Here is a 16,426-nt window from a genome sequence, read left to right on the forward strand (position 1 = left end):
GTATGAGACAAACTCGATACGCCTGGATCAGGCCGAAAGCTCTTCTTGTGCTCGGGATCGTTGCGGGGGTTGCCGGATTTGCGCCTCTGAACGTCGCCACGTCAGCCAGCGCGCTTGCCCATTCCGTTCCCGTCGGCGACTTCCCGTCGACGGTGGCCGTGGACAGTCGTCTGGGAATCGCTGTCACCGCAAATGCGAACAGCAACTCCATCACCGTCGTGAGCGACATCGCAGGCATCCCCAGAACGAAGACTGTCGCAGTCGGAGCCCGACCTTACGGCGTCGCCATCGATTCGGCGACCCACAGGATCTTCGTGAGCAACACGAACGACGGTGCGGTTCGGATCATCGACGGTGACAACCTCGACGCGCCGCAGAGGATCATCACGGTGGGAACGAAACCCATGGGCATCGCAGTCGACCCACAGAACCACGCTGTCTACGTTGCGAACAACGGCGACGGAAGCGTGTCTGCATTCGACGGAACGCCCGGAGCGACAATCACCGTGTACACCGAGACAGTCGGCAAAGAACCCGTCGGAGTCGCCATCGACTCGGGACAAGAGATATCGGCAAGCCACGTGTACGTCGCCAACAGCGGCGACGACACTGTCTCATACTTCAATCGGGGTATCGGGATGTCGCACACTGTGGTGGCGCTGAAGGTGGGCAAGCACCCCGTTCGGCTCGCAGCCGACCAGGAAAATCACACGGTCTATGTGACCGACAACTTCGACGACACTGTCGCCTTCTTCGACGGGTCGCTGACGAAGCCTTCCGTTAGCTTCAAGAAGGTCGGCAAGAACCCCGTGGATGTCGCGGTCGACTCTGAGACACACGCCGTCTATGTCACGAACCTGGCCGACAACACGGTCACAGAGTTCGGCGGAACGAGCTCGACAGAGACGTTCGGAGTAGGTCTGAATCCGACCGGAATCGGACTGGATCCCGCCAGCCATACTGTCTTCGTTGCCAACAGCCTTGAGAACACACTGACGTGGTTCCCGGCGATCTCGTTTCCGACCATCGCCGCTGCCGCCCTCCCGGACGCCATTCAGGGCTCGGACTACAGCTTCCAGCTCCAAGCTGAAGGAACACCCTCACCCGTCTTCGCCGTCATAGCCAGCAAGACATCCGTTGCGCCAGCGGGCTTGAGCGCCAACGCTTCCACGGGTCTCCTGACGGGGCCGGTGACCGGGTCGCCGGGCACCTACAGGTTCCTCGTGAACGCCGACAACGGCGCGACCACATCGGCCTCAGTCGAGTTCACCCTGGTCGTGAAGGCCGCGGCGAGCACCCCGACACCCACCCCCGTGCCGACGACGTCGAGCACCACCGCTCCGACAGCAACGATCGGGGGGAGTGGTGGGCGAGGCGAATCGGGAACTGGCACCCAGCTGGCGAGCACCGGGAGCGACGTCCTTGCTTCCCTTCCCCTTGCGGTGTGCCTCCTCCTGATCGGCGCCGCGGCCCTGGTGCGTGTTCGCCGGATCACGAAGCGTGCACGGCAGAACTGAAACACTCATCAGAGGAATAGGGAACCGCTGCGAGTCGCTTGGTCAGTCGGCGCGGTGCGTGAGCACCGGGCCGGCGGCGGGGCGCTTCGGGGCGAGGCCGTCGCCCGAGGACTGGTGCCGCACGCGGCGGAGCACCCACGGCACGAAGTATTCGCGCGCCCACACCAGGTCTTCGGCGCGGGCCTGGCGCCAGCGCACGGTCGGCAGCGGCGCGGGGGAGTCGGGCTGAAGGTCGTTCGGTACGTTGAGGGCGGCCAGCACCGTCCGGGCGATCTCGTGGTGGCCGTAGGCGTTCAGGTGCAGCCGGTCGGGCGCCCACATGCGGGCGTTCTGGATCGCGCCGAGCCCCCACTGGTCCGCCACGATCAGATCGTACTTCGCCGCGATGGCGCGGATGTTCTCGTTGTAGATCGCCACTTTGCCCCGGATGCTGCGGAACACCGGTGAGAAAGCGACATCCGTTCCCGTGAACACCACAATCGTTGCGCCGCTCTGCTTGAGACGGCCGATGCCGCCTTCGAACTGGCCGGCGATGAGATCCGGATCCGTACCGGGCCGGATGATGTCGTTGCCGCCTGCCGAGATCGTGATGAGGTCGGGTTTCAACGCGAGGGCCGGCTCGACCTGCTCGTCGAGGATCTGGCGGATGAGTCGCCCCCGGATTGCGAGGTTGGCGTACGAGAAGTCCCCCTCGACCTGGGCACTCAGCACTTCGGCGACCCGGTCGGCCCAGCCCCGGTGTCCGCCCTGGCTGGCGGGCTCGGGGTCGCCGATCCCCTCCGTGAAGGAGTCGCCGAGGGCGACGTAGCGGCGCCAGGGATGCGGTTCGGTCATGATGGTTCTCCTGCGACAAGTTCTTCACTCCAGCCTACGACTCGTGAGACTCCTGCGGAGAGGTGAGACGCCGATCAGCCCGCTATCGTGGCCACGGCGTCCCGCCAGAGGTGCATGCCGAAGTAGCTCCGCCACGGCGCGACGCGCGCGGCGAAACGCACGAGTTCCCGGCGCTCCGACGGCAGCCCGAGGGCGGCGGCGCCCGCACGCAGCGCGAGGTCGCCGTCGAGCAGGATGTCCGGGGCGCCCAGCACGCGCATCGACACGTACCCGGCCGTCCACGGACCGATGCCCGGCATCGCCTCGAGGCTCTCCGTCAGTTCGGCGACGCTGAGGCTCCGGTCGACGACCAGCCTCCCGTCGGCCAGCGCCTCAGCCACAGCCAGGATGGTGCGCACCCGCTGCACCGGCCCGCGCACGACGCCCGTGCCTCCGTCGGCGATCTGCGGTGCGGTCGGGAACAGCCGCCCGAGACCCGCTGGAGCCACCTCCGCCAGCATCCCGTCGAGCGGATCGCCGAGCGCTGCGGCGAGATTCCCCTGCACCGTACGGGCGGCCTTCACCGAGACCTGCTGGCCGATGAGGGTGCGGAAGAGGGTCTCGTGCGGATCGGTCGTGCCGGGCATCCGGATGCCCGGGGCCGCCGCCAGCGATGCAGCCAGCTCGGGCACCCGCGCCAGTGCCGCGTCGATCTCCGGTGCATCGGCGTCGAGGTCGTACAGCCGCCCGACCGCGGCGGCCACGTCCTCGACGGCCCCGGCCCCGCCGGCGCCCGCGCCCGCGACCCAAACCCGCGCCGACAGGCCCGCGGGGTCTGCCCGCACCGCCAGCACAGCCTGGCCACCCGGCAGCGCCAGCGTGCGCCAGTACTCGTCGTCGACCACCGCCTCCACCCCCACGATGGCGTGCGCCGCCAGGAAGCGTGTGACGCCGGCGTGGTCGAACGGCTGGCGCGCGGGGAGGGTGAAGGCGGCAGGGAGCACGCCTCATTGTCGCCCCATGTCGCCTCCCGCTCCACCAGCACCGCGCGCCACCCGCCACATCGACCCGGCACTCACGCGAATCGATTCGATGGGACGCCAGATGCTCCCATCCGGCCCCGAAGGAACACTTCGGGGCCCATCGAATCGATTCGCTGCAGGCCGCGCCCCGCCCGCTGTCGGCACCCGCCAGGACCGCGGCGGGCGCCCGCCTCACCCCCGCCCGCCCCGGTTGGGCGAGCCGCCCCACGAGCGGGTAGTGTGTCGGAAAGTGACTATTTCGCCTGCCCCCGCCGGACGCCCCGTCGGAACCTCCGCGGCCGAACACCTCTCCCCGAGCTTCCCCGAGCGTGCTGCCTGGGGAACCGTCGGCAAGCTGCGCGCGTGGCAGTCCGAGGCCCTCACCGCGTACTTCGAGCATGAGCCCCGCGACTTCCTCGCCGCCGCCACGCCGGGCGCCGGCAAGACCACCTTCGCGCTCCGCCTCGCCGCCGAACTCCTCGCCCGGAAGACCGTCGACCGCATCACCGTCGTCGCCCCCACCGAGCACCTGAAGAAACAGTGGGCTGACGCAGCGCACCGGGCGGGCATCCGGCTCGACCCGACCTTCAAGAACGCGCACGGCCGGCACGCCAGCCATTACCACGGGGTCGTCGTGACCTACGCGCAGGTAGCGACCAGGGCCGAGCTCCACCGCGACCTCACCCTCAGCGGGCGCACGCTCGTGATCCTCGACGAGGTGCACCACGGCGGCGACGCGCTGAGCTGGGGCGACGCCATCCGTGAGGCGTTCGAGCCGGCCGCGCGGCGCCTCAGCCTGACCGGAACCCCCTTCCGGAGCGACACCGCTCCGATCCCCTTCGTCTCCTACCTGCCCGACGAGCACGGCATCCGCACCTCCCTCACCGACTACAACTACGGGTACGGTCGCGCCCTGAAGGACGGCGTCGTCCGCCCGGTGCTGTTCATGGTCTACGCGGGCCACATGCGCTGGCGCGACGGGGTCGGCGAGGAGATGGAGGCGCGCCTCGGCGAGGGCAACACCAAGGACATCACCTCGCAGGCCTGGCGCACCGCGCTCGACCCGAAGGGCGACTGGATCCCGCAGGTTCTGAAGGCTGCCGACCGCCGGCTCAGCGAGGTGCGGCAGTCGGTTCCGGATGCCGGTGGCCTCGTCATTGCGACCGACCACTACACCGCCCGCGCCTACGCCGAAGTGCTCGAGACCATCAGCGGCCAGCCCGTGACCGTCGTCCTCAGCGACGAGAAGGAGGCCAGCGACCGCATCGAGGAGTTCTCGAACTCGACACGGCGCTGGATGGTCGCCGTCCGCATGGTGTCGGAGGGTGTCGACATCCCGCGCCTCTCCGTGGGTGTGTACGCGACGAGCGCCGCGACCCCGCTCTACTTCGCCCAGGCCATCGGCCGGTTCGTGCGGGCCCGGCGCCGGGGGGAGATCGCGTCGATCTTCCTGCCGAACGTTCCGAGCCTGATGGCTCTGGCGAACACGATGGAACTCGAACGCGACCACGCCCTCGACAGGCGGGAGACCGGCGACCCGGCCATCGACCTCTTCGCGCCCGAAGAGGACATGATGGATGCGGCGAACCGGCAGGAGAAGGCGTCCGACGCCCTCCAGCAGGAGTTCAGCTTCGAACCTCTCTCCTCGCACGCCACCTTCGACATGGTGGTCTACGAGGGAGACGAGTTCGGCGCCGAGGCCATCGGAGGCAGCGATGAAGAGCTCGACTTCATCGGTTTCCCCGGCCTCCTCGAACCCGAGCAGGTGCGTGAACTGCTGCAGCACCGGCAGGCCAAACAGGCCAGGCGGAAGCACGAGCCCGGGTACCGCGCGCCGGTCGTCGAGTCTCCGGATGCAGCCCCCGCCGCGCCCCTCTACCGCACCCTGAAGGAGCAACGGTCGCTGCTGAACAGCGTCGTGGGCATCTGGGCGAAGACGTCGGGGGAGCCGCACGGCCTGATCCACGCCGAACTCCGGCGGGTGTGCGGCGGTCCGGCCGTCGCCCAGGCGAGTGTCACGCAGCTGCAGACACGCATCTCCACGGTGCGCAAGTGGATCGGAACGCACTGACGGTCCGCGCCCCGACCTCCCTTAGCACGGGCAGCGAGGCACTCGCAGGGCCTCCCTCCGTGCCACATTCTGAAGCAGACTGGATCCGGTCACCCGTTATGAAGGAGTCACGATGAAATACCTGAAACTCGGCGCAAGCGGCCTCGAGGTCTCAGCGATCACCCTCGGCTGCATGAGCTACGGCACGGCAGACCGCGGCAACCACGACTGGACCCTCGACGAGGAGACCAGCCGCCCGTTCATCCAGCAGGCCCTCGAGGCCGGCATCACCACCTTCGACACGGCGAACGCGTACTCCGACGGCACCAGCGAGGAATTCGTCGGCCGCGCCCTGGCCGACTTCGCGAGCCGCGAGGAGATCGTCATCGCGACCAAGGTGTTCATGCCCATGCGCAGCACCCCGAACGGCGGCGGCCTCAGCCGCGTGCACATCATGAACCAGATCGACGCCTCGCTCCGGCGCCTCGGCACCGACTATGTCGACCTCTACCAGATCCACCGCTGGGACGACTCTGTGCCGATCGAGGAGACGATGGAGGCGCTGCACGACGTGGTCAAGGCCGGCAAGGCGCGGTACATCGGTGCGTCATCCATGTTCGCCTGGCAGTTCGCGAAGGCGCAGTACACGGCCGACCTCGGCGGCTGGACCCGGTTCGTCTCGATGCAGGACCACTACAACCTCATCCAGCGCGAGGAGGAGCGGGAGATGCATCCGTTCTGCCTCGACCAGGGGGTCGGCGTGCTGCCGTGGAGTCCGCTCGCGCGGGGCCGCCTCACCCGGCCCTGGGGCGAGCAGACCGCCCGCGACGCCTCCGACAACGTGAGCGCGAAGGTCTATGCCGGCACGGAGGACGGCGACCGCCGGGTCTCGGATGCCGTCGCCACCGTCGCTTCGAACCGGGGTGTCTCCCGGGCGCAGGTCGCCCTCGCCTGGGTGCGGCAGCAGCCCGCCGTCACCTCGCCGATCGTCGGGGCCACCAAGCCGCACCACCTCGAGGACGCGGTCGCCTCCGTCGACCTCGACCTCACCCCCGAGGAGCTCGAGACCCTCGAGGCTCCGTACCAGCCACACGTGCCGACCGGCTTCTGACTTCCTTCCCTCCCGTTCACCCGTCTCACCCGTCTCACCCGTCTCACCCGTCTCACCCGTCTCACCCTAGGAGAACCATGTCCACCACTGTCAACGCCATCGCCGCGCCCTCGGCCACCGAGCCCCTCATCACCACGACCATCGAACGCCGTGATGTCGGCGCCAAGGATGTGCTGATCGAGATCGCCTACTCGGGCATCTGCCACTCCGACATCCACACAGTGCGGGGGGAGTGGGGCCAGATCCAGTACCCGCAGGTCGTCGGCCACGAGATCGTGGGCGTCGTCACGGAGGTCGGCTCCGAGGTCACGCTGCACCAGGTCGGCGACCGCGTCGGCGTCGGCTGCATGGTCAATTCGTGCCGGGAGTGCGAGAACTGCCTCGCCGGCATGGAGAACTACTGCCTGAAGGGCAACACCGGTACCTACACCGCCGTCGACACCGACGGCTCGATCACGCAGGGCGGCTACTCGACCCACATCGTGGTCGTCGAGGACTTCGTGCTGAAGGTTCCCGAGTCGATCCCCTACGAGTCGGCTGCGCCGCTGCTCTGCGCCGGCATCACCACGTACTCCCCGCTCGCGCACTGGAACGCCGGACCCGGCAAGAAGGTCGCCGTCGTCGGGCTCGGCGGGCTCGGCCACATGGCCGTCAAGATCGCCCACGCCATGGGTGCTGAGGTCACGGTGCTCTCGCAGACCCTGTCGAAGAAGGATGACGGTCTGCGTCTCGGCGCCGACCACTACTACGCCACCAGCGATGAGGCGACGTTCAAGGATCTCCGCAACAGCTTCGACCTGGTCATCAACACGGTGAGCGCGAAGATCGACCTGAACGCCTACCTCAGGCTGCTGCGCCTCGACGGCACCTTCGTGAGCGTCGGCGCGCCGCCCGAGCCGCTCGACGTGCAGGTGTTCACGCTGTTCGGCAACCGCCGCTCGTTCGCCGGCTCCAGCATCGGCAGCATCGCTGAGACCCAGGAGATGCTCGACTTCTGCGCCGAGCACGGCATCGCGCCGGAGACCGAGCTCATCGAGGCGACCGCCGACGCCGTCAACGCGGCGTACGAGCGGGTACTGAAGTCCGACGTGCGCTACCGCTTCGTGATGGACATCAAGACGCTGGCTGACGCCGCCGCCTGATCCCACCCCGTACAACCGAATCGGCGGCCCCCGTCACATCCTCGCGCTATAGCGCGATGGATGGGCGGAGGGCCGCCGATGGCGTTTTCGGGCGGAGTCAGACCTGCGGGTCGACGATCACGATCGGGATCTCGCGGTCCGTCTTCTCCTGGTAGTCGGCGTAGTCGGGGTAGAGAGCGACCATCTTCTGCCACAGCGCCGGCTTCTCCTCCGGCGTCGCCGTGCGGGCGGTGCCCCGGATGATCGCACCCTTGTTCTGCACGACGACCTCGGGGTTCGCCTCGAGGTTCAGGTACCAGACCGGATGCTTCGGCGCGCCGCCGAGAGATGCGACGAGGATCTGGCGGCCGTCGTCTTCGGCGCCGATGAGGCAGGTGCGGCGCCATTCGCCGCTCTTCCGGCCCTGCGTCGTCAGCAGCACGAGGGGAGCACCACCCTTGAACGTCGGCTTCTCCCCGTCGGTCGCCAGGTATTCGGCGATCTGCGCCGCCACCCACTCCGTGTCATTGTCGATCGGATTCTCGGGAGATGATCCCGGCGTGTTCTCGATAGTCATACATCGAGCTTAAACAAGGATGCCCCGGCTTTCGCCGGGGCATCCCCACAATATTTATTCGCGAAGAGAAGCGCGTGCGCTTCTCTTGCAATATTTACAGGCTGCGGATGTTCTCAGCCTGCGGGCCCTTCGGGCCCTGGGTCACATCGAACTCGACGCGCTGGTTCTCATCGAGCGACTTGTAGCCGTTCGACGAGATGGCCGAGTAGTGAGCGAAAACGTCGGGGCTGCCATCTTCGGGAGCGATGAATCCGAAGCCTTTTTCAGCGTTAAACCATTTGACGGTACCAATTGCCATGTTAAAACTCCTCCAGGAGCGTTCTATATGAATCCGACTGCCGGATTCTGATAGCGCGGTGCCTGTCATCCATCTTTCAAGCGCAATGGGCAACGGGGCTTGGCCGCGAGCATTCAGAACTGCGAGGCACAGCAACTTCGTGTTAAACACTACCCCAGTTGTGGGGAAAAGAAGAACGGGATTGCGACGTGTGTCGCAATCCCGTTCTTTTTGAAGTTTTATTCGCGCATGTCGCGAATAAAACCATCGATACAGCTGGTGTCCGAAAGGGGACTTGAACCCCTACGCCCATAACAGGCACTAGCACCTCAAGCTAGCGCGTCTACCATTTCCGCCACCCGGACAGGTGTTGTGGTTACTCCCTTGCAGGAGAACAACAAGGTAAGACGATAGCACGTCTGGAAGCACCCCAGAACGCACCCCCGCATCCGGCCGTGCCGGTAGCGTGTTGGCATGACCCCGACGAGCGACAGAGCCCTCGACCGCACCGCCCACCTCACCCGCGACCTGATCCGGTTCGACACCAGCAACTACGGCGACGGCAAGTCCAATGGCGAGACGGAGGCCGCGCATTACGTCGAGGCGGAGCTGCAGGCGCTGGGGCTGAAGCCGCAGCTGTTCGATGCCGCCCCGACGCGCACGAGCGTCGTCGCGCGGGTGGAGGGCGCGAATCCGGATGCTCCCGCCCTCGTCGTGCACGGTCACCTCGACGTGGTTCCGGCCATCGCCGACGACTGGAGCGTCGACCCGTTCGGCGGCGAGATCAGGGACGGCATGATCTGGGGCCGCGGCGCGGTCGACATGAAGAACATGGACGCCATGATCCTGAGTTCGCTCGGCGAGATCCTGGGCTCGGGCCGCCAGCCGGCGCGCGACCTCATCATCGCGTTCTTCGCCGACGAGGAGGCCGGCGGAGTTCTGGGTTCGCACTTCATGGTCGACGAGCATCCGGAGGTCTTCGAGGGCGCGACCGAGGCGATCTCCGAGGTCGGCGGCTATTCGATCGACCTCCAGGGCCAGCGTGCCTACCTCGTGCAGACCGGGGAGAAGGCCCTGATCTGGATCAAGCTCATCGCCCGCGGGCGCGCCGGCCACGGTTCGCAGATCAACTCCGAGAACGCGATCACGCGCCTGGCCGGCGCCGTGGCGCGGATCGGCAGCCAGGAGTGGCCGGTGAAGCTCACGATGACCACCCGCCAATTGCTCGACCGGGTGGCCGGCATCCTCGGGCAGGACCCGAAGCGGGTCAGTGCCGAAGAGCTCGCGATCGCCACAGGCACGGCGAGCCGGTTCATCTCCGCCACGCTCCGGGCCACGACGAACCCGACGATGCTCGACGCCGGCTACAAAGTGAACGTCATCCCCGACCTCGCCGAGGCGCGGATGGATGTGCGGGTGCTGCCCGGTGACGAGGTCGAGGTGATGGCGCGCATCCGTGAACTGGCAGGCCCGGATGTCGAGGTCGTCGTCATGCACCAGGACATCGGGCTCGAGACCGCCTTCGACGGCCCGCTGGTCGACCAGATGATCGCGAGCCTCGGCCGGTTCGATCCGGGTGCCGAAGTGCTGCCCTACCTGCTCTCTGCGGGCACCGACAACAAGGCCCTCAGCATGCTCGGCATCAAGGGCTACGGCTTCGCTCCGCTGCAACTGCCGGCCGATCTCGACTTCCCGGCGCTCTTCCACGGCGTTGACGAACGCGTGCCGCTCGACGCACTAGTGTTTGGCACAGATGTTCTGACCGACCTGCTCCTGCGCTACTGAAAACCCTGCCGGACCCTGCTGGCTCCTACGCCGCTGAAGCGTCTCTCGTAATCGAAAGTGTGTGAATGGAATTCCTCCAAGCGATCATCCTCGGCCTCGTCCAGGGCCTGACGGAGTTCCTGCCGATCTCCTCCAGCGCCCACATCAAGATCGTGGGAGAGCTGATCGGCGCGGGCGGTGACCCCGGAGCGGCATTCACGGCGATCATCCAACTCGGCACAGAGGCCGCCGTGCTGGTCTTCTTCTGGCGTGACGTGGTGCGGATCGTCTCGAAGTGGGCGAAGTCGCTGGTCGGGCGCGTTCCGCGGAACGACCCGGATGCCCGGATGGGCTGGCTCATCATCATCGGCAGCCTGCCGATCGTCATCCTCGGGCTCATCTTCCAGAACCAGATCGAGACCTCGCTGCGGTCGCTCTGGCTGGTGGCCGGCACCCTCATCGTGTTCGGCATCCTGCTGGGCGTGGCCGACGCTGTCGGGTCGAAGAAGCGCCGGCTGAAGGAGATCACCTACCCCCAGGGCATCGTCTACGGTCTCGCCCAGTCGCTTGCGCTCATCCCGGGTGTCTCCCGCTCGGGCGGAACGATCACGGCGGGCCTCCTGATGGGCTTCGAACGGAAGGCCGCTGCACGCTACTCCTTCCTGCTCGCCATGCCGGCTGTCTTCGGCAGCGGCCTCTACCAGCTCTACAAGAGCATCAAGGAGCCGTGTGTGAGCGCGGCGGCCGGCTGTACTCCCGAGATCTTCAACGGCGTCGAGACCGGGGTCGCGACCGTCGTCGCCTTCGTGGTGGGCCTTGTGGTGATCGCGTTCTTCATGAACTACATCTCCCGCCGGAGCTTCCTGCCGTTCGTGATCTACCGCATCGCGCTCGGCATCGTGCTGATCGTGCTGCTGGCCACGAACACCATCGCCGCCTGAGCCCCGGCACGGCCAGCTGGTCAGCGGACGCCGCGCCAGAAGTTAGAGTTCAGTAGTGCATTCCTGGACCTCACCCGACGTTCCCACGCTGGCATCCACGGGGCCCGTTCCCCGCCTGTTCAACCAGCAGAGCGGTGAGATCGAGGAGGCACCGGGCACCGACGGCGTCGCCGGGCTCTACGTCTGCGGCATCACGCCCTACGACGCCACCCACCTCGGCCATGCCTCGACCTACCTGGCGTTCGACACGCTGAACCGCCTCTGGCGGTCCGCGGGCCTGGCCGTCGACTACACCCAGAACGTCACCGACGTCGACGACCCCCTGCTGGAACGGGCAACAGCGACCGGCGTCGACTGGCGGGAGCTCGCGGCGGAACAGACCGATCTCTTCCGCGGCGACATGGAGGCGCTCCGGGTGATCCCGCCGGCGAACTACATCGCTGTCACCGAGGTCGTCGATGAGATCGGGCAGGCCGTGGCCGAGCTGGTCGAGACGGGGTTCGCCTACGGCGTTCCGACACCGGACGCCCTGCACGGCGACGCCCGCGACATCTACTTCGACTCCGCTCGCGCCGCGGAGGCGACGACGTGGTTCCTCGGCCTCGAGAGCCGTTACGACAGCGCCACGATGCTCGACCTGTTCGCCCAGCGCGGGGGAGACCCGGGCCGCGCGGGCAAGCGCGACCCGCTCGACCCGCTGCTCTGGCGGGTCGCCCGCGCAGGCGAGCCGGAATGGCCCTCAGCGGTCGGCTCCGGCCGCCCCGGCTGGCACATCGAGTGCGCGGTGATCGCGCTGAAGTACATCGGCCGCGACTTCGCCGTGCAGGGTGGCGGCTCCGACCTGATCTTCCCGCACCACGAGTTCAGCGCCGCGCACGCGACCGCACTCACCGGGGAGCCGTTCGCGTCGATCCACGCCCACACCGGCATGGTGGCCTACCAGGGCGAGAAGATGTCGAAGTCGCTCGGCAACCTGGTGCTGGTGTCGAAGCTCCGCGCCGCGGGAGTGGATGCCCGCGCCATCCGCCTCGCCCTGCTGGCGCACCACTACCGGAGCGACTGGGAGTTCACCGACGCCGACCTCGAGCACGCCTCGGCCCGGCTCGACCGGTGGACGGGTGCGGCGGGTCGGCGAGTCGACGAGCGGGGCGCGTCCCCTGCGGCCGCACCGGATGCCGTGACCCTCGTCGGCCGCCTGCAGGACGTTCTCGCCGACGACCTCGACACGCCCGCGGCACTCGAGCTGCTCGACGGGTGGTTCGGGTCGGCCACGGCCGTTCCCGCGACGGTGCTCGACGCGGTGGACGCCCTGCTGGGCATCCGTATCGCCGCCTGAGCCGACGCCCCCGGGCCTGAGCCGATGCCCTCAGGCTTGAACTGACGCCCCGGGCCTGGACCCGCACGCCGGCGGGCCCCCGCCTACGGCCGCCAGGGCTCCGTGGAACCCGCAGCCGGGCCGTCCCCGCGCTTCCGCAGGTAGCGTTCGAACTCCTGGGCGATGGCCTCGCCGCTCGCCTCGGGCGAGTCGACCGTGTCGCGGGCCTGTTCGAGCTGCTGGATGTAGGAGGCCATCTCCTCGTCTTCACCCGCCAGCGCGTCGATGCCCGACTCCCATGCCGCGGCCTCCTCGAGCAGGTCGCCGCGCGGGATGACCACGTGGATCAGTTCTTCGAGCCGGTCGATCAGCGCCAGGGTGGCCTTCGGCGAAGGGGCGTTGTGCACGTAGTGCGGCACGCTCGCCCAGAGGCTCACCGTCGGGATGCCGAGCTGCTCGGCGGCGTCGGAGAGGATGCTGAGGATGCCCACCGGGCCCTCGTAGGTGCTCCGCTCGAGCTCCAGCTCCGTTCGCACGCCGTCGTTCTCGCTGGTGGAGTAGATGCTGATCGGGCGGGTGTGCGGCACGTCCGCGAGCATGGCGCCGAGCAGGACGATACCGGAGACGCCGGCGTCGACGGCGACGTTCAGCACTTCGCTGGTGAACCGCTTCCAGTTGCGGGAGGGCTCGGTGCCGAGCAGGAGGAAGACCGTCGAGTCCGCGTCGGCGGACGGCCCGTAGATCGTCGCGTTCGGCCAGACCAGGATGCGCTGTCCCTCGTCGTCGAACTCGCTGGTCGGCCGGTTGAACTGGTAGTCGAAGAAGTCCTCCGAGTCGATCTCCACGATCTCGGCCAGGTCGAGTTGCTCCTTCAGGCTCCGCACCGCAGCGGATGCCGCCTCGCCGGCGTCGTTCCAGCCCTCGAAGGCGACGACCATCAGTCGGCCGGTCAGGAAATCTTTGCTCTCAGCCACTTCGGGGAAGTCCTCGTGTTTCTCTGGTCGTTGCGGTGGGTCTCTGCGGTGGGTGTTGCGGTGGGTCGTTGCGGGCGACCCGCGCGGAAGCGTTCCTCAAGGATAGGCCGTCGTGCCCGGGCGGTCGCCCCGGGCAGACGGTAGGCTTCGATCCCGTGACCGAACAGATTCCTGCCGCCGTTCTCTGGGACATGGACGGCACGCTCGTCGATACCGAGCCGTACTGGATGACCGCCCAGACCACTCTCATCGAGGCCTACGGCGGCACCTGGACGCATGAGGAAGCCCTCGATCTCGTCGGTTCCGGCCTCTGGCGCACCGCCCGCACGATGCAGGCCAAGGGTGTCGACATGGGAGAGGACGCGATCGTCGACCTGCTGAGCGACCGGGTCATGGAGCAGATCTCCGTGGCCGTGCCGTGGCGCCCGGGTGCGAAGGAACTGCTGCTCGATCTCCGTCGGGCCGGCATCCCGACGGCCCTGGTCACCATGTCGATCGGTCGGATGGCCGAGCATGTCCGGTCGTTCATCCCGTTCGACGCGTTCGACCTCGTGGTCTCGGGCGACGACGTCACGCATCCGAAGCCCCACCCCGAGGCGTACCTCACCGCGGCCGCGCACTTCGGTGCAGCCCCAGCCGACTGCGTCGCCATCGAAGACAGCCTCGCGGGCACCGCGTCTGCCGTCGCCGCCGGCGTCGTCACCATCGGCGTACCCCATTACCTCTCCCTCGAGGACAGCGGAGCGCACGTGCTCTGGCCGACCCTCGACGGCCGCCAGGCGGCCGACGTGGTTCGAGTTCTCTCAGATTCAAGGACACCCCACAGATGACCACTTCCCCGCAGCCGATCGTCCCCTCGGTGCCCACCCCCTCGGTGCCCACCCCCCAGTACAGCGGACCGTTCCGGGCCGGCGACCGGGTGCAGCTCACCGGGCCGAAGGGCCGGATGAACAGCATCAGCCTCGAGGTCGGCGCCACGTTCCACACCCACAAGGGCTGGATCGAGCACGACAACCTGATCGGCCTGCCCGACGGCTCGGTCGTCGAGAACTCGATCGGTATCGAGTACCTGGCCCTCCGGCCGCTGCTCACCGACTTCGTGATGGCCATGCCCCGGGGCGCCGCGATCATCTACCCGAAGGACGCCGCGCAGATCCTCGCCCAGGCCGACATCTTCCCCGGCGCGACCGTCGTGGAGGCGGGCGTCGGCTCCGGCGCGCTCTCGCTCTGGCTGCTGCGTGCACTCGGGTCCGGCGGACAGCTCTCCTCCTTCGAACGGCGCGAGGAGTTCGCGGATGTGGCCCGGGCCAACGTCGCCGCGTTCACCGGCGCCGCACCGCAGAACTGGACCGTCACTGTCGGCGACCTGACGGAGGCCCTCCCGACCGTGCACGCCGACGGGACCGTCGACCGCGTCATCCTCGACATGCTCGCCCCGTGGGAGTGCATCGAGGCGTTCGCCGCCGCGCTGAAGCCCGGGGGAGTCGTGCTCTGCTACGTCGCCACCGTCACCCAGCTCTCCCGCGTGACCGAGACGATCCGGAGTTCCGGCCTCTTCACGAACCCCGATCCGAGCGAGACGATGGTGCGCACCTGGCACGTCGAGGGACTCGCCGTCAGGCCGGACCACCGGATGATCGGACACACCGGGTTCCTCGTCACCGCGCGCCGCCTCGCGCCCGGTTCGGTGCTGCCGGAGCTCAAGCGCCGGGCCTCCAAGTCGGAGTACTCCGACGACGACGTCGAGGCGTGGACCCCCGGGGCTCTCGGCGAACGCGGGATCAGCCCCAAGAGCCTCCGCAAACGGGTTCGCCAGGCCAGCGCCAGTGCGAACGCTGCCCTCGCGCGCGAAGCTGAAAACCCGCTCGAAACCGACCCGTTAGACTAGGGCGGCTCGCGGTTGTGAACCGCCGTAGTCACCGAAATCCGTTGTATACCTGAAATGAGGATCCGTGCGTAAGTCCGTCGCGCTCATCGTGGCCGCAGGCCTGCTCGTCGCCCTCGCAGGGTGCAGCTCGTCGGGTGGCAGTTCGGCCGCCGGATGCACGCCGATGGCCTCCTCGGGAGCCGCCTCCGACCTCGTCACGGCCACCGGCGACCTCGGCACGGCGCCGAAGATCACGTTCGGCACACCTCTGAACGCCGGCAGCGACACCGAGGTGAGCGTGCTCATCACGGGCAGCGGCGCGACACTCCCCGCCAACGGCATCGTCTCGGGCGACTACACGCTGCTCGATGCCACCACCGGCGCGACGGTCACGGCCACCGCCTACGACGGCAAGACCGCCTCGACCTTCCCCATCTCGACAGCGGGCATCCCGGGCATCCAGAAGGGCCTCGCCTGCGCCACGGTGGGTTCGCGCGTCGCCATCACGATGCCCCCCGCCGACGGTTTCGGCACGGAGGGCAACAGCCAGGCGGGTGTCGGCGCCAGCGACTCGCTCGTCATGGTCTTCGACATCACGAACGCGTTCGGAACCTCGGCCGACGGGGCCATCCAGCCCGCCGAGGCCGGATTCCCGAGCGTCGCCCTCGCGCCCGACGGCCGCCCCGGCATCACGATCCCCTCCGGCAGCGTGCCGACCGACCTGCGGGTCGCCGACCTGAAGAAGGGCAGCGGCGTCGCCGTGGCCGACGGCGACAACGTGATCGTCCAGTACACCGCCGTCGTGTGGGCCGACAAGTCCATCGCTGGCTCGACCTGGGCCGACGGCACGCCGAAGCTCGTGCAGGCCTCCTCGAGTGACCCGCTGGCGACGACCATCGTGCCGTCGCTGGTCGGCCAGACGGTCGGGTCGCAGTACATCGCAGTCGTTCCGCCCGCCTCCGGCTACGGGGACACGGCCTCGACCGACGGGAAGATCCCGGCGAACTCGACGCTCGTGTACGTCGTCGACGTGCTCGGCATCCTCCCCGCCGCGCCCGCGCAATAAATCTGCACGCC

At 68.0% G+C, this 16,426-nt stretch carries 15 protein-coding genes and 1 tRNA gene; 10 read left to right on the forward strand and 6 right to left on the reverse strand.

The window, feature by feature from the left end:
* Positions 1–2 precede the first annotated feature (2 nt).
* On the forward strand, positions 3–1,517 hold the full coding sequence (locus tag FB464_RS05745) for a putative Ig domain-containing protein (protein ID WP_142206617.1): 1,515 nt from the start codon (positions 3–5) through the stop codon (positions 1,515–1,517).
* 42 nt (positions 1,518–1,559) lie between these two features.
* Here FB464_RS05745 and FB464_RS05750 read toward each other — a convergent pair whose 3' ends face one another.
* Together FB464_RS05750 and FB464_RS05755 are read right to left on the reverse strand one after the other, a co-directional pair.
* Positions 1,560–2,351, reverse strand: coding sequence for an SGNH/GDSL hydrolase family protein (locus FB464_RS05750; RefSeq protein WP_116414718.1), 792 nt, complete (start codon positions 2,349–2,351; stop codon positions 1,560–1,562).
* A 74-nt stretch (positions 2,352–2,425) separates the two neighbouring features.
* On the reverse strand, positions 2,426–3,334 hold the full coding sequence (locus FB464_RS05755; RefSeq protein WP_116414717.1) for a DNA-3-methyladenine glycosylase family protein: 909 nt from the start codon (positions 3,332–3,334) through the stop codon (positions 2,426–2,428).
* Positions 3,335–3,608: 274 nt separating this feature from the next.
* Between FB464_RS05755 and FB464_RS05760 the strand changes: the two genes are divergently transcribed.
* The 3 genes from FB464_RS05760 (at position 3,609) to FB464_RS05770 (ending at position 7,655) form a co-directional block, all read left to right on the forward strand.
* Positions 3,609–5,423: a DEAD/DEAH box helicase gene (locus FB464_RS05760; protein ID WP_425472442.1), complete on the forward strand. Its 1,815-nt coding sequence runs from the start codon at positions 3,609–3,611 to the stop codon at positions 5,421–5,423.
* 112 nt (positions 5,424–5,535) lie between these two features.
* Positions 5,536–6,513, forward strand: coding sequence for an aldo/keto reductase (locus FB464_RS05765; RefSeq protein WP_116414716.1), 978 nt, complete (start codon positions 5,536–5,538; stop codon positions 6,511–6,513).
* Between the two features lie 77 nt (positions 6,514–6,590).
* Entirely contained in the window at positions 6,591–7,655 is a 1,065-nt protein-coding gene (locus FB464_RS05770) for an NAD(P)-dependent alcohol dehydrogenase (protein ID WP_116414715.1), read from the forward strand.
* Positions 7,656–7,752: 97 nt separating this feature from the next.
* Here FB464_RS05770 and FB464_RS05775 read toward each other — a convergent pair whose 3' ends face one another.
* The 3 genes from FB464_RS05775 to FB464_RS05785 form a co-directional block, all read right to left on the reverse strand.
* Positions 7,753–8,211 carry a nitroreductase family deazaflavin-dependent oxidoreductase gene (locus FB464_RS05775; RefSeq protein WP_116414714.1) on the reverse strand — a complete coding sequence of 153 codons (459 nt, stop codon included), beginning with the start codon at positions 8,209–8,211 and terminating at the stop codon, positions 7,753–7,755.
* Between the two features lie 94 nt (positions 8,212–8,305).
* A complete protein-coding gene (locus FB464_RS05780; protein WP_116411270.1) occupies positions 8,306–8,509 on the reverse strand; it encodes a cold-shock protein in 204 nt (67 codons plus the stop codon).
* Between the two features lie 256 nt (positions 8,510–8,765).
* Positions 8,766–8,853, reverse strand: a tRNA-Leu gene (locus tag FB464_RS05785).
* 109 nt (positions 8,854–8,962) lie between these two features.
* Here FB464_RS05785 and FB464_RS05790 point away from each other — a divergent pair.
* The 3 genes from FB464_RS05790 (at position 8,963) to mshC (ending at position 12,529) form a co-directional block, all read left to right on the forward strand.
* On the forward strand, positions 8,963–10,273 hold the full coding sequence (locus tag FB464_RS05790; protein WP_116414713.1) for a M20/M25/M40 family metallo-hydrolase: 1,311 nt from the start codon (positions 8,963–8,965) through the stop codon (positions 10,271–10,273).
* Between the two features lie 65 nt (positions 10,274–10,338).
* The gene (locus tag FB464_RS05795) at positions 10,339–11,193 is read left to right on the forward strand and encodes an undecaprenyl-diphosphate phosphatase (protein ID WP_116414712.1); all 855 of its coding nucleotides are present in this window, start codon (positions 10,339–10,341) and stop codon (positions 11,191–11,193) included.
* A gap of 55 nt (positions 11,194–11,248) precedes the next feature.
* On the forward strand, positions 11,249–12,529 hold the full coding sequence (gene mshC / locus FB464_RS05800; RefSeq protein WP_116414711.1) for a cysteine--1-D-myo-inosityl 2-amino-2-deoxy-alpha-D-glucopyranoside ligase: 1,281 nt from the start codon (positions 11,249–11,251) through the stop codon (positions 12,527–12,529).
* 83 nt (positions 12,530–12,612) lie between these two features.
* Here the strand turns inward: mshC and FB464_RS05805 are convergent, their stop codons facing one another.
* On the reverse strand, positions 12,613–13,482 hold the full coding sequence (locus FB464_RS05805; RefSeq protein WP_116414710.1) for a proteasome assembly chaperone family protein: 870 nt from the start codon (positions 13,480–13,482) through the stop codon (positions 12,613–12,615).
* A gap of 155 nt (positions 13,483–13,637) precedes the next feature.
* On the opposite strand from FB464_RS05805, the gene FB464_RS05810 reads away from it, so the two are divergent.
* The 3 genes from FB464_RS05810 (at position 13,638) to FB464_RS05820 (ending at position 16,415) form a co-directional block, all read left to right on the forward strand.
* Positions 13,638–14,312, forward strand: coding sequence for an HAD family hydrolase (locus tag FB464_RS05810; RefSeq protein ID WP_246092947.1), 675 nt, complete (start codon positions 13,638–13,640; stop codon positions 14,310–14,312).
* Positions 14,309–15,370 carry a tRNA (adenine-N1)-methyltransferase gene (locus tag FB464_RS05815; RefSeq protein ID WP_116414709.1) on the forward strand — a complete coding sequence of 354 codons (1,062 nt, stop codon included), beginning with the start codon at positions 14,309–14,311 and terminating at the stop codon, positions 15,368–15,370. Before FB464_RS05810 ends, FB464_RS05815 begins: the two co-directional genes overlap by 4 nt.
* 64 nt (positions 15,371–15,434) lie before the next feature.
* Positions 15,435–16,415, forward strand: coding sequence for an FKBP-type peptidyl-prolyl cis-trans isomerase (locus FB464_RS05820; protein WP_116414708.1), 981 nt, complete (start codon positions 15,435–15,437; stop codon positions 16,413–16,415).
* Positions 16,416–16,426: the final 11 nt, after the last annotated feature.

Source organism: Subtercola boreus, from assembly GCF_006716115.1.
Taxonomy (GTDB): Bacteria; Actinomycetota; Actinomycetes; order Actinomycetales; family Microbacteriaceae; genus Subtercola; species Subtercola boreus.